The organism is Agrobacterium rosae (assembly GCF_002915175.1).
GTDB lineage: Bacteria > Pseudomonadota > Alphaproteobacteria > Rhizobiales > Rhizobiaceae > Agrobacterium > Agrobacterium rosae.
Genome location: NZ_NXEJ01000008.1, coordinates 435,275 through 447,660, shown reverse-complemented (window position 1 = coordinate 447,660; position 12,386 = coordinate 435,275). Strand labels below are relative to the sequence as shown.

At 56.8% G+C, this 12,386-nt stretch carries 11 protein-coding genes and 1 pseudogene; 11 read left to right on the top strand and 1 reads right to left on the bottom strand.

The genetic code is table 11. The features are described from left to right. Window positions 1-19 precede the first annotated feature (19 nt). From CPJ18_RS17835 to CPJ18_RS17785, 11 genes and pseudogenes are all read left to right on the top strand, one after another. On the top strand, window positions 20-721 hold the full coding sequence (locus CPJ18_RS17835) for a GntR family transcriptional regulator (RefSeq protein WP_103659540.1): 702 nt from the start codon (window positions 20-22) through the stop codon (window positions 719-721). A 208-nt stretch (window positions 722-929) separates the two neighbouring features. Then, window positions 930-1,532, top strand: a complete 603-nt coding sequence (locus CPJ18_RS17830; protein ID WP_103585979.1) for an amino acid synthesis family protein — start codon at window positions 930-932, stop codon at window positions 1,530-1,532. Window positions 1,533-1,546: 14 nt separating this feature from the next. Continuing rightward, window positions 1,547-2,383, top strand: coding sequence for an alpha/beta fold hydrolase (locus CPJ18_RS17825; protein ID WP_103659539.1), 837 nt, complete (start codon window positions 1,547-1,549; stop codon window positions 2,381-2,383). Continuing rightward, window positions 2,383-3,309 (top strand): flavin reductase family protein, encoded by a 927-nt coding sequence (locus CPJ18_RS17820; protein WP_103659538.1) that lies wholly within the window; start codon window positions 2,383-2,385, stop codon window positions 3,307-3,309. Before CPJ18_RS17825 ends, CPJ18_RS17820 begins: the two co-directional genes overlap by 1 nt. A gap of 2 nt (window positions 3,310-3,311) precedes the next feature. Further along, window positions 3,312-4,352, top strand: a complete 1,041-nt coding sequence (locus CPJ18_RS17815) for an LLM class flavin-dependent oxidoreductase (protein ID WP_103659537.1) — start codon at window positions 3,312-3,314, stop codon at window positions 4,350-4,352. Window positions 4,353-4,355: 3 nt separating this feature from the next. After that, a complete protein-coding gene (locus CPJ18_RS17810) occupies window positions 4,356-5,819 on the top strand; it encodes an aldehyde dehydrogenase (protein WP_103659536.1) in 1,464 nt (487 codons plus the stop codon). 5 nt (window positions 5,820-5,824) lie between these two features. Next, window positions 5,825-6,157, top strand: coding sequence for an NIPSNAP family protein (locus CPJ18_RS17805; RefSeq protein ID WP_103659708.1), 333 nt, complete (start codon window positions 5,825-5,827; stop codon window positions 6,155-6,157). A 55-nt stretch (window positions 6,158-6,212) separates the two neighbouring features. Further along, window positions 6,213-7,223 (top strand): ABC transporter substrate-binding protein, encoded by a 1,011-nt coding sequence (locus CPJ18_RS17800; RefSeq protein WP_103659535.1) that lies wholly within the window; start codon window positions 6,213-6,215, stop codon window positions 7,221-7,223. Between the two features lie 137 nt (window positions 7,224-7,360). Beyond that, window positions 7,361-8,155: pseudogene (locus CPJ18_RS17795) on the top strand (ABC transporter permease); the annotation flags it as partial. Then, window positions 8,155-8,955 carry an ABC transporter permease gene (locus CPJ18_RS17790; RefSeq protein WP_077118253.1) on the top strand — a complete coding sequence of 267 codons (801 nt, stop codon included), beginning with the start codon at window positions 8,155-8,157 and terminating at the stop codon, window positions 8,953-8,955. The pseudogene CPJ18_RS17795 and the gene CPJ18_RS17790, both read left to right, overlap by 1 nt. Continuing rightward, window positions 8,952-10,028: an ABC transporter ATP-binding protein gene (locus tag CPJ18_RS17785; RefSeq protein ID WP_103659533.1), complete on the top strand. Its 1,077-nt coding sequence runs from the start codon at window positions 8,952-8,954 to the stop codon at window positions 10,026-10,028. Before CPJ18_RS17790 ends, CPJ18_RS17785 begins: the two co-directional genes overlap by 4 nt. Before the next feature lie 66 nt (window positions 10,029-10,094). Here the strand turns inward: CPJ18_RS17785 and scpA are convergent, their stop codons facing one another. Then, entirely contained in the window at window positions 10,095-12,236 is a 2,142-nt protein-coding gene (gene scpA, locus CPJ18_RS17780) for a methylmalonyl-CoA mutase (RefSeq protein ID WP_103659707.1), read from the bottom strand. Between the last annotated feature and the right edge of the window lie 150 nt (window positions 12,237-12,386).

The following is a 12,386-nucleotide window of genomic DNA, read 5'->3' as shown; positions in this document are numbered from 1 at the left end:
GCAGCACGGAGAGCGAATAATGAACACGATTTTGCAGGGCTCGACAATCAAGGTGGAGCGTCCGGCAAAAACGTTGCGCGAACTGGCGCTAGAGAAAGTCCGCGAAGCGATCGTCAGCGGTCATTTCCGTCCGGGTGACCGGTTGGTGGAGCGTGATCTCTGCACTCAACTCGGCGTCAGCAGAACCATTGTGCGTGAGGTCCTGCGGCATCTCGAATCCGAAGGGCTGGTCGCCAACCTTCCCAACAAAGGCCCGATTGTTGCTCAGCTGGACCTCAATGAGGCCCGTCAGATTTACGAGATCCGTGGGGCTTTGGAAGGCATGGCCGCGCGTTTATGTGCCGAACGCAACGATCCTGCCATCGTCGCTGCTCTTGAAAAATCGCTGCATGGCATTCGCCAATCCTATCACGAGAAGGATATGCAGGGTGTTCTGACGCATACATCTGCCTTCTACCACGCATTGTTTAGCAGCGTGGAGCGCACGGTGGCGTGGGGCATCGTCAATCTTCTGACAGTACGTATCAACCACCTCCGCTCGATGACGATCAAGACGGAAAGACGCAATATCGATGGTCCTGCCCAGATGGAGAAGATCATCGAGGCGATCCGCAAGGGTGATGGGGAGGCAGCCTATCAGGCAGCCATGAAGCATGTAGCCAGTGCATCGGCAATTGCAGAAGCCGTGCTTTCCGCGGAGCCGCAGATTTCTCGCGTTTAACGGCGCTCGATCAAACGGCCGCCGCTGTCGGCGAAGTCGTGCGAAACTGACAATGCAGCCATTTCAAGTTGCAGTTAGTTCCGTTAATACACTGATTTAAAAAGATAAATCCATAAATATTAATCGCCCGCAATGCGGGCGTAAAAAGCCTATTGACACCCCTATATTATGGCATACCATAACCTCATACAAAGTTTGAGGACGGGACATGACGATCCAAATTCGCAAGACGCTGTTGCAGGTCGAAACCATTCTGATCGAAGGTGGGAAGGCGGCCCCGGTTCCTCTGAAGCTCTATTCCGCCTTCGCTGTGGTGAAGAACCCGTGGGCCGGACGTGGCTTTGTCGAAGACCTGAAGCCAGATATTCACGCCCTCGCGCCCGTGCTCGGTGCGTTGCTGACCAAGATGATCATCGATGCAGTTGGGTCTGGCGAAGCCGTGGAAGGTTACGGCAAGGCGGCAGTTGTCGGTCTCGATGGCGAGATCGAACATGCGTCGGCGCTTATTCACACCTTGCGCTTCGGCAATCACTACCGCAACGCTGTTGGTGCCAAATCCTATCTCGCTTTCTGCAATACGCGCGGACCGGCCAATGCGCCGATCATGATCCCGCTGATGGACAAGAATGATGAAGGACGCCGTTCCCATTATCTGACCATTCACACCGCCATTCCAGACGCGCCAGCCGCAGACGAAATCGTCGTGGCCTTGGGTGCATCCGTTGGCGGTCGTCCGCACCATCGCATTGGAGATCGTTACCAGGATCTGAAAGATCTGGGGAACGACGTCGCCAATCCCGCAGGCGTGTGAGGTCGGTTATCGCCATGCACACCAGCCAGACGGTTTCGCCAGAGAATAAAACGAAGCCGCTGCGGTTTCAGCGTCTGCACACGGCTGGCGGCGTTTCTTATGTCGAGATGGGGTCTGGCGAGCCATTGGTTTTGATCCACGGCGTCGGCATGCGGCTGGAGGCATGGGCTCCGCAAATCGCCGTTTTTTCGAAAACGCACCGTGTCATTGCCGTCGATATGCCCGGTCATGGTGAAAGCGCAAAATTGCCTGCCGGCAGCACCCTCGAAGATTTCGTTGCCTGGTTTGGCCGGTTTCTGGATGAGATGAACATCGACACGGCCAATGTGGCCGGTCATTCCATGGGTGCACTGATTGCCGGTGGGGCCGCCGCGACCTTCGGCAAACGCATCAAACGGGTCGCCTATCTCAATGGTGTCTACCGCCGTGATGCTGAAGCGAAAGCTGCCGTGATGGCACGGGCGGCGTCGATCGGAACCACCGGTGTTGACCGTGACGGGCCGTTGAAGCGGTGGTTTGGCGATGATGCCAATAGCGTTCATGCGCGGGAGCTGACCCGCGATTGGCTGGAGCTGGTCGATCCAGAAGGTTACGCCGTCGCCTATTCCGCCTTCGCTGGCGGTGATGAGACCTATGCAGACCATTGGCGCGATGTTCGCTGCCCGGCTTTGTTCTTGACGGGTTCTCACGATCCTAATTCGACGCCTGACATGGCACATCAGATGGCGGAGAAAACGCCCAATGGCTGGGCGCGGATCGTTGAAGGACACAGGCACATGGTCAATCTAACCGCGCCGGATGATGTCAACGCCCTGCTTGCAGAGTGGCTTGAAACAGAGGAGCCGAAGTGATGCCGGATATCATTGATCCACGCGCATTGAGAGATGCTTTCGGTGCTTTTCCAACCGGCGTCACGGTCGTCACCACACGTGATGCGGATGGTAGGCCGATCGGGTTTACGGCAAACTCGTTCACGTCAGTCTCGCTGGATCCTCCGATGCTGCTGGTCTGTCTGGCGCGCACATCCCGCAATTTCGGGGTTGTGACCGGCACGAAAACCTTCGCTGTCAACATTCTCTCGGAAACCCAAAAAGACGTCTCCAACACGTTTGCGAGACCGGTCGAAGACCGTTTCGCCGCTGTATCGTGGAGCGATGGACCGGGCGGTTGCCCGGTATTTGACGATGTCGCTGCATGGTTCGAATGCACCATGGAGAATGTGCTGGAAGCCGGTGATCACGTCATCCTTCTGGGGCAGATCACGGCCTTCACCAACAGCGGCCGCAATGGCCTCGGTTATGCGCGTGGCGGATATTTCACGCCGCAACTGGCAGGCAAGGCGGTTTCTGCTGCAAGTGAAGGTGAACTGGACATCAGCGCCGTTCTGGAGCGTGGTGGAGAAATTCTGCTTTTGGGCGAAGACACATTGTCGCTGCCGACCTGCCACAGCGCCGACGGCGATCCGACCTTGGTGCTTGCAGACTATCTGCGAAAACTGACGGGCCTGAACATCACCGTCGGTTTTCTCTATTCAGTCTTCGAAGACAAGAGCCATGGCCGCCAGCACATCGTCTACCGTGCTTTTGCTTCTGATGGCGTGCCGACAGAAGGCCGGTTCTTTTCACCGTCCAGCCTGTCGGGCAGCGCGTTCAATACGAATTCCACCGCCGATATCGTCAACCGTTTCGCGATGGAAAGTTCGCTCGGCAATTTCGGGGTCTATGTCGGCAACGAGACCGCAGGCCGTGTTCACGCGATCAGCATGAAGGGTGTCTAACCGTGAAGTTTTCCCTGTTTGTCCATATGGAACGCCTCAATCCCAGCCAAAGTCACAAGGCTCTTTATGAAGAGTTCGTGGCGCTGTGCGAAATTGCAGACAAGGGCGGCATGCATGCCATCTGGACCGGCGAGCACCACGGCATGGATTTCACCATCGCTCCCAACCCGTTCGTGACGATTGCCGATCTGGCGCGCCGCACGAAAAACGTCCGGCTGGGAACAGGCACCGTCATTGCGCCCTTCTGGCACCCTATCAAGCTTGCTGGTGAAGCGGCCATGACCGACATCATCTGCGATGGCAGGTTGGATATCGGCATTGCCCGCGGTGCCTACTCCTTCGAATATGAGCGCCTGCTGCCGGGGCTTGACGCCTGGGGCGCTGGCCAGCGCATGCGCGAGTTAATCCCCGCGATCAAAGGCATTTGGGATGGCGACTACGCCCATGATGGCGAGTTTTTCAAGTTCCCGGCAACGACATCGGCCCCCAAGCCATTGCAACAGCCGTATCCGCCCATATGGGTCGCGGCGCGCGATCCCAATTCGCATGAATTTGCCGTGGCCAATGGCTGTAATGTGCAGGTCACGCCGCTGTGGCAGAGTGATGAGGAAGTCACCACCCTCATGTCGCGCTTCAACGAGGCCTGCGCTGTGCGCCCGGATGTTAAGCGGCCGAAGATCATGCTGCTGCGCCACACCTATGTGGGGTCAGACGAGGCCGACATCGCCCAGGCTGCACATGAATTGAGCGTCTATTACAATTATTTCTTCGCCTGGTTCAAAAACGAAAAGCCGGTCACTCAGGGGCTGATCGAGCATATTCCCGATGATGTCATTGCCGCCAACGAGATGATCTCGGCCACATCGATGCGCCAGAACAATGTCGTCGGCAATGTCGATGAGGTCATTGCGCGTTTGAAAACATACGAGGCCATGGGTTACGACGAGTATTCCTTCTGGATCGACACTGGCATGAGCTTCGAGCGCAAGAAAGCGTCGCTCGAACGCTTTATGACCGAGGTCATGCCGGCTTTTCAGGAGTAGATCATGCAGCACTTCCAGCACTACATCGACGGACAGTTTCTGGATGGGGAAGCACGCTTCGACAGCCTCGATCCGGCGACCGGGCAGGTGTGGGCGACCATGCCGGAAGCGCGTGAAGGTGATGTCGATCGCGCTGTTTCTGCCGCCCACGCCGCCCTTTACGAAGGCCCATGGTCCAGATTGACCGCCACCCAGCGCGGCAAGCTGCTGTATAGACTGGCTGATCTGGTCGCCGCGAATGCGCAGAAACTTGCCGAACTCGAAACCCGCGATACCGGAAAAATCATCCGCGAGACCTCGGCCCAGATCGCTTACGTGGCTGATTATTACCGCTACTATGCGGGCCTCGCCGACAAGATCGAAGGTTCGTACCTGCCCATCGACAAGCCAGATATGGATGTCTGGCTGCGGCGTGAACCGGTCGGCGTCGTTGCCATGGTCGTGCCATGGAACAGCCAGCTGTTTCTGTCTGCAGTCAAGATCGGACCTGCACTGGCGGCTGGTTGCACAATGGTGGTCAAGGCATCGGAAGATGGCCCCGCACCGCTTCTGGAACTGGCCCGGCTCATTCATGAGGCAGGCTTCCCGCCAGGTGTCGTCAATATCCTGACCGGCTTCGGTCCCTCTTGCGGTTCGGCATTGGGGCGGCATCCGAAAGTGGCGCATGTGGCCTTTACCGGCGGCCCGGAAACGGCACGCCATGTGGTGCGCAATTCGGCGGAAAACCTTGCATCCACATCGCTGGAGCTGGGCGGCAAGTCACCCTTCATTGTCTTTGCCGATGCCGATCTGGAAAGTGCCGCCAACGCTCAGGTAGCAGGCATTTTTGCAGCCACCGGCCAGAGTTGCGTTGCCGGTTCGCGGCTTATCGTGGAGAAAAGCGTCAAGGACCAGTTCGTTGCGTTGTTGAAAGCGAAGGCAGAGGCGATCCGTATCGGCGCGCCGCTGGATATGGCAACCGAGGTCGGTCCGCTAGCAACCAGTCGTCAGCATGAAGGTATTATCGATCTTGTTGGGCGCTCCATCGATGCGGGTGCCACACTCGTCACCGGTGGCAAGGCCATCGAAGGCGAGGGGTTCTATTACCAGCCGACGATCTTGGATTGCGACGGCGTTGCTTCTCCTTCGTTGGTCCATGAGTTTTTCGGTCCCGTGCTGTCTGTAGTGTCTTTCGAAACGGAAGAGGAGGCATTGCGCCTCGCCAACGATACGCTGTTTGGCCTCGCCTCCGGCATTTTCACGCAGAACCTCACGTGTGCGCATCGCCTGATGAAGGGCATCCGGGCAGGCGTCGTCTGGGTTAATACCTACCGCGCCGTTTCCCCCATCGCGCCTTTCGGCGGCTTCGGCATGTCCGGCCATGGACGTGAAGGCGGCATGGCAGCGGTGATGGATTATACGCGCACCAAAACCATCTGGCTGCGCACGTCTGACGATCCCATCCCTGATCCCTTCGTGATGCGGTGATGGCGATGTTTTATGAAATCCGCACCTATCGACTGAAGAACGGAGCCATTCCGGCCTATCTCGACGTGGTAGAGAAGGAGGGCATCGATATCCAGAAATCGCATCTGGGTGAGCTGGTCGGCTATTTTTTCAGCGAAATCGGCACCATCAACGAGATCGTTCACATTTGGGGTTTCACCAGTCTTGATGACCGAGAAAAGCGCCGTGCAGCCCTGATGGCGGACCCTGCATGGCAGGCATTTCTCCCTAAAATTCGCGACCTGATAGAGGTCGCCGAAAACAAGATCATGAAACCGGCTCGCTTTTCTCCACTGGGAGGAAGCGCGCCCAAGGCATGACGCATAATAATAAGCATACGCATAAAAAGCTCTAATAAAACAGGAGTACGGGAACATGAAAATCACTTTTGCATTGGCAGCTTTTGCCGCAACATTGTCGGCATCGGCACCGGTTTTTGCTGCCGATATCGTCTTTTCGAGCTGGGGTGGAACGACGCAGGACGCGCAGAAGGCCGCATGGGCCGATAAATTCACAGAAAAAACCGGCATCAAGGTACTGCAGGACGGGCCGACCGACTACGGCAAGATCAAAGCCATGGTGGAAGCCAAGGGCGTGACCTGGGATGTGGTCGATGTCGAGGGTGACTATGCAGCCCAGGCCGGAAAGGGCGGGATGCTCGAAAAGCTGGATTTCTCGGTCATCGACAAATCGAAGCTCGACCCACGCTTCGTCACGGATTATTCCGTCGGCAGCTTCTATTATTCCTTTGTCATCGGCTGCAACGCCGATGCAGTCGAGGCCTGCCCGAAGTCTTGGTCGGATCTTTTCGACACGGCAAAGTTTCCCGGTAAGCGCACATTCTATAAGTGGTCGGCACCCGGCGTCATCGAAGCAGCCTTGCTGGCCGATGGCGTTTCCGCCGACAAACTTTATCCGCTGGATCTCGACCGCGCCTTCAAAAAGCTCGATACCATCAAGTCCGATATTGTCTGGTGGTCCGGCGGCGCGCAGTCCCAGCAGCTTCTTGCCTCCGCCGAAGCACCGTTCGGCAGCGTCTGGAATGGTCGTATGACCGCGCTCAAGAGCAGTGGCGTCAATGCCGAGACATCCTGGGAGCAGAACATTACCGCGGCTGACTCTCTGGTGGTTCCAAAGGGCGCAAAGAACAAGGAAGCGGCCATGCAGTTTATTGCATTGGCAACGTCGGCGCAGGCGCAGGCCGATATGGCCAAGGCCACGGGTTACGCTCCTGTCAACATAGAATCCGCCAAGCTGATGGATGCTGAGGTCGCCAAGACCTTGCCTGACCAGCAGACCGCAAGCCAGGTCAATGCCGACATGAACTACTGGGCTGACAACCGCGATGCCATTGGCGAGCGCTGGTACGCATGGCAGGCCAAGTAAGCTGAACCTTGTGACATGCTGTAGCCGTCTAATCGGCGGCTACAGCCCGCAACGGGGATTTTGATGCCATCACCGACAAAGGCTTCAACATGGATACGACAGCGCAATATAAGAGGCCGAGCGGTATGCGGTGGACACTGCCAGCGCTGGTCTTCCTGACGTTATTTTTCGTCGTGCCGGTGGTGGCGTTGTTGATGCGTAGCGTGACGGAGCCGCAACTTGGGCTTTCGAATTATGTCGCTCTGCTGGGATCATCGACCTATCTGAAAATATTTTTCAACACCTTCCTGGTGTCAGCGGTGGTCACGGTCATCTCGCTGCTCATCGGCTTTCCGGTGGCGTGGGCGCTGGCAATCATGCCCGGCAGGCTTGCCTCCGTCATCTTCGCAATTCTGCTTTTGTCGATGTGGACGAACTTGCTGGCACGTACCTATGCATGGATGGTGCTTTTGCAACGCACCGGCCTCGTCAACAAGATTCTGATCGGCATGGGGCTGATCGACAAGCCTCTGGCTCTGGTCAATAATCTGGTCGGCGTCACCATCGGCATGACTTATATCATGCTGCCCTTCATCATCCTTCCGCTTTACGGGGTCATCCGCAAGATCGACCCTGCCATCTTGCAGGCGGCGGCGCTTTGCGGCGCAAATCGAGGCCAGGCTTTGATGCGGGTGCTTTTGCCGCTTTCCATTCCCGGCATGGCCGCAGGTGCCCTGATGGTCTTCGTCATGTCGCTTGGATATTTCGTCACGCCCGCTCTGCTCGGCGGCACGTCCAACATGATGCTCGCAGAACTCATCGCGCAATTCGTCCAATCGCTGGTCAATTGGGGCATGGGTGGCGCGGCCGCCTTGGTGTTGCTGGTCGTTACGCTGGCGCTTTATGCCGTGCAGCTTCGTTTCTTCGGCGATCAACGTTTGGGAGATCGCTGATGCTTCTGAATTTCTCACGCCTCGGCTGGTGGAAATATGCGCTGCTCGGCATCACTCTGCTGACGGCGGCATTCCTGCTGTTGCCTATCCTGTTCATTGCCGCCTTGTCATTCGGCTCCTCGCAATGGCTGATCTTTCCGCCGCCGGGCTGGACGTTGAAATGGTACGCCGATTTCTTTGCCGATCCTCGCTGGCTCGAGTCGGCGTGGACGAGCTTCAAGATTGCCGCCATCGTCACCGTCCTGTCGGTGCTGCTCGGCCTCGTCACATCTTTTGGCCTCGTGCGCGGAAAGTTCATGTTTCGAGAGGCGCTGAGAGCGCTGTTCATGACGCCGATGATCCTGCCGGTCGTGGTGCTTGCCGTCGGTCTCTATGCGTTTTTCTTGCAGATCGGCCTCAACGGCACGATGCTGGGTTTCCTCATTTCGCATCTGGTACTGGCACTGCCATTCTCTATCCTGTCGATTACGAAGGCCCTTGAAGGGTTCGACAAGTCTATCGAGGATGCCGCGGTATTGTGTGGCGCTTCGCCGTTGGAGGCCAAGATCAGGGTTACATTGCCAGCCATTAGCCATGGCCTGTTTTCCGCAGCGATCTTTTCGTTTCTGACCTCGTGGGATGAGGTGGTGGTGGCGATCTTCATGTCCAGCCCGACTCTCCAGACCCTGCCGGTAAAGGTCTGGTCCACATTGCGGCAGGACCTGACACCTGTCGTCGCTGCGGCCTCCACACTCCTCATTCTGCTGACCGTAATTTTGATGGCGCTGTTTGCGCTCGTGCGCAAGGGACTGAAATCATGACGAAACCGTTCCTCGAGATCAAAGGCATCAAAAAGCAGTATGGCCCGGTTGTGGCTGTTCAGAACGTCGATTTGCAGGTGGAGCGCGGTGAGTTTCTGACATTCCTCGGACCATCCGGCTCGGGCAAAAGCACGACGCTCTATATCGTGGCAGGGTTCGAAGACCCGACTGCGGGTGACATCTTGCTGGACGGAAAGTCCATTCTGTCCACCCCCTCGCACAAGCGTAACATCGGCATGGTGTTTCAGCGATACACGCTGTTTCCGCATCTGTCGGTCGGCGAGAACATCGCTTTTCCCTTGAAAGTTCGCCGTCTGCCGAAGGCAACGATAGACGCCAAAGTCAAGGAAATGCTGCGGTTGGTGCGGCTGGAAGGCTTTGAGAACCGCAAACCCGCGCAAATGTCAGGGGGGCAGCAGCAACGCGTGGCGCTTGCTCGGGCTCTTGCCTACGATCCGCCAATTCTGTTGATGGATGAACCTTTGTCGGCGCTCGATAAAAAGCTGCGCGAGGAAATTCAGCACGAAATTCGTCGCATCCATCAGCAAACGGAAGTCACGATACTCTATGTCACCCATGATCAGGAAGAAGCGCTACGGCTATCCGACCGTATTGCCGTGTTCTCGAAAGGTGTGATCGACCAGATCGGCACCGGCCCCGAACTCTACGCCGATCCACGCACACGTTTCGTCGCGGAATTCATCGGAGACAGCAATTTCCTCTCCTGCGATCTTGTTTCCACGTCATCGGGCCATGCAACGGTAGCGCTTGGCAGCCAAGCCATCGTCAGCCAGATCCCGGTTCATGGAGATGTAAAGCCGGGCGCAAAGGCGGCTCTTATGCTGCGCCCCGAACGCGTGCGTCTATCTCGTATACAGACCGAAAACAGCTTCCTCGTAACCGTGAACGACATCACCTTTCTCGGCAACAACATCCATGTTTCCACGGAGCTGTCCAACCGCGAGCCGCTCTCCGTCCGTCTGCCATTCGGGCATGAAGCCATCTCAGGCCTCAGTCGCGGGGAGAACGTGCATATCGCGTTCGATCCAGAGGCGGCGCATGTGTTTGGTTGAGACGCCGTGCTGAAGTATTGAATAAGCGGACTTGGCAACCTCGAAAGGTCGCCAAGCTTTGAAACGTCAAACGTTCCTTAGTCTTCCCTGCATCAGATCGATGACGGCACGGGCGGCTTCCAGCACATTGGTGCCTGGCCCGAAGACGGCGGCGACGCCATTGTCGAGCAGAAACTGATAGTCCTGTCTCGGCACCACGCCGCCAACGATGACGATGACATTTTCCGCACCCTTGGCCTTCAGCGCCTGTACCAGTTGCGGGGCGAGCGTTTTGTGGCCAGCTGCCAGTGACGACATGCCCACGACATGGACCTTGTTTTCAATGGCGAGGGCTGCCGCCTCTTCCGGCGTTTGGAACAGGGGGCCTGCCACCACATCGAAACCGATATCGCCGAAGGCCGAGGCGATGATCTTCGCCCCGCGGTCATGGCCATCCTGTCCCAATTTGGCGATCAGCATGCGCGGTTGGGTGCCAATAGCAGCAGAGAGCTCGCCAAGACGTGTGCATAAGGTTGCATATTCAGGGTCGTCCTCGTAGGCGGCGCCATAGACATCATGCACAACTTCCGGCACCGCAGTGTGGTCACCGAAAACAGCGCGTAACGCATCGGAAATCTCACCCACCGTTGCCCGGGCGCGGGCTGCTTCGACGGCCGCTTCCAGCAAATTGCCGTTACCACTGCGGGCAACTTCCGTTAAAACAGCAAGCGCATTTTCTACTTCTTTCGGGTCGCGTTGGCGGCGCACGGTTTCAAGCCGCTTGATTTGCCCGGCACGCACTGCGCTGTTATCGATGTCGAGAATATCGATGGGGTCTTCGTTTTCCAGGCGGAATTTGTTGACGCCAACGATGATTTCCTCGCCGCGGTCGACGGCGGCCTGTCGCCTAGTCGCGGCCTCCTCTATCAGCCTTTTCGGCAAGCCGTCATCGACAGCCTTGGTCATGCCGCCAAGCCCTTCGACTTCCTCAATCAACGCCCAGGCTTTTTCAGCCAGTTCATTCGTCAGGCTTTCTACGTAATAGGAGCCGGCCAGCGGATCGACCACCTTCGTGACACCGGTTTCGTGCTGAAGAATGAGCTGGGTGTTGCGAGCGATGCGGGCAGAGAAATCCGTTGGCAAAGCCATGGCTTCGTCCAACGCATTGGTGTGAAGCGACTGCGTGCCGCCGAGAGCAGCAGACAGGGCCTCATAGGCGGTACGGATGACGTTGTTATACGGGTCCTGCTCCTGCAACGACACCCCGGAGGTCTGGCAATGGGTTCGCAACATCATCGATGATGCTTTTTGCGGCTCAAATTCTTCCATGATGCGCGACCATAAAAGACGGGCGGCGCGCAGTTTTGCCGCTTCCATAAAGAAATTCATGCCGATGGCGAAGAAGAAAGAGAGGCGGCCAGCGAAGTCATCGACATTCAGCCCCTTCTTCAGGGCTGCACGAACATATTCACGGCCATCTGCCAGAGTGAAGGCCAGTTCCTGTACCAGCGTCGCACCCGCTTCCTGCATGTGGTAGCCGGAGATCGAAATCGAATTGAAGCGCGGCATTTCCTTGGCGGTGTATTCGATGATGTCGGCAATGATGCGCATCGAAGGTTCAGGAGGGTAGATATAGGTGTTGCGCACCATGAACTCTTTGAGAATGTCATTCTGGATGGTGCCAGAAAGTTCAGCTTTCGAGCAACCTTGCTCCTCTCCGGCTACAATGAAACTGGCGAGAATAGGAATGACGGCACCGTTCATCGTCATGGAAACGGACATGTCCTTAAGCGGAATACCGTCGAAGAGCACCTTCATATCTTCAACGCTATCGATAGCGACGCCCGCTTTTCCGACATCGCCAACGACGCGTTCGTGATCGCTGTCGTAACCGCGGTGGGTGGCCAGATCGAAAGCGACGGAAAGCCCTTTTTGGCCAGCGGCGAGATTCCGCTTGTAAAACGCGTTGGATTCTTCTGCCGTGGAGAAACCAGCATATTGGCGGATAGTCCACGGACGGCCCGCATACATCGTGGCGCGTGGTCCACGCATGAATGGTTTGAAACCCGGCAAACTGTCGAGATGCGGAATGTCTTTGACATCATCGGCGGTATAAAGCGGCTTTACATCAATGCCTTCAGGCGTATGCCAGACCAGGCTTTCGGGTGAACGTTTCAGTTCTTTTTCGGCAAGTCCCTGCCAGTCCTTCACCGTCTTATCACCTGACATCCATGTCTCCTGTTCAATCAGCGTTTGCCATCTGCACAGACGGTAACGCTTTACCTCCCGAATTGGACGCATGTTTTTTACGACCGCTGGCGGCAAGATATGGAGCCTGCGATACTTGCACAACCAAAACCGGTGTTACCTTCATGAATA

Excerpts from the sequence above, each read along its gene's own strand:
- CPJ18_RS17830 (WP_103585979.1), top strand. The coding sequence starts at position 930 with ATGACGATCCAAATTCGCAAGACGCTGTTGCAGGTCGAAACCATTCTG.
- CPJ18_RS17825 (WP_103659539.1), top strand. The coding sequence starts at position 1,547 with ATGCACACCAGCCAGACGGTTTCGCCAGAGAATAAAACGAAGCCGCTG.
- CPJ18_RS17800 (WP_103659535.1), top strand. The coding sequence starts at position 6,213 with ATGAAAATCACTTTTGCATTGGCAGCTTTTGCCGCAACATTGTCGGCA.
- CPJ18_RS17790 (WP_077118253.1), top strand. The coding sequence starts at position 8,155 with ATGCTTCTGAATTTCTCACGCCTCGGCTGGTGGAAATATGCGCTGCTC.
- CPJ18_RS17810 (WP_103659536.1), top strand. The coding sequence starts at position 4,356 with ATGCAGCACTTCCAGCACTACATCGACGGACAGTTTCTGGATGGGGAA.
- scpA (WP_103659707.1), bottom strand. The coding sequence starts at position 12,236 with ATGTCAGGTGATAAGACGGTGAAGGACTGGCAGGGACTTGCCGAAAAA.
- CPJ18_RS17785 (WP_103659533.1), top strand. The coding sequence starts at position 8,952 with ATGACGAAACCGTTCCTCGAGATCAAAGGCATCAAAAAGCAGTATGGC.
- CPJ18_RS17805 (WP_103659708.1), top strand. The coding sequence starts at position 5,825 with ATGTTTTATGAAATCCGCACCTATCGACTGAAGAACGGAGCCATTCCG.
- CPJ18_RS17835 (WP_103659540.1), top strand. The coding sequence starts at position 20 with ATGAACACGATTTTGCAGGGCTCGACAATCAAGGTGGAGCGTCCGGCA.
- CPJ18_RS17820 (WP_103659538.1), top strand. The coding sequence starts at position 2,383 with ATGCCGGATATCATTGATCCACGCGCATTGAGAGATGCTTTCGGTGCT.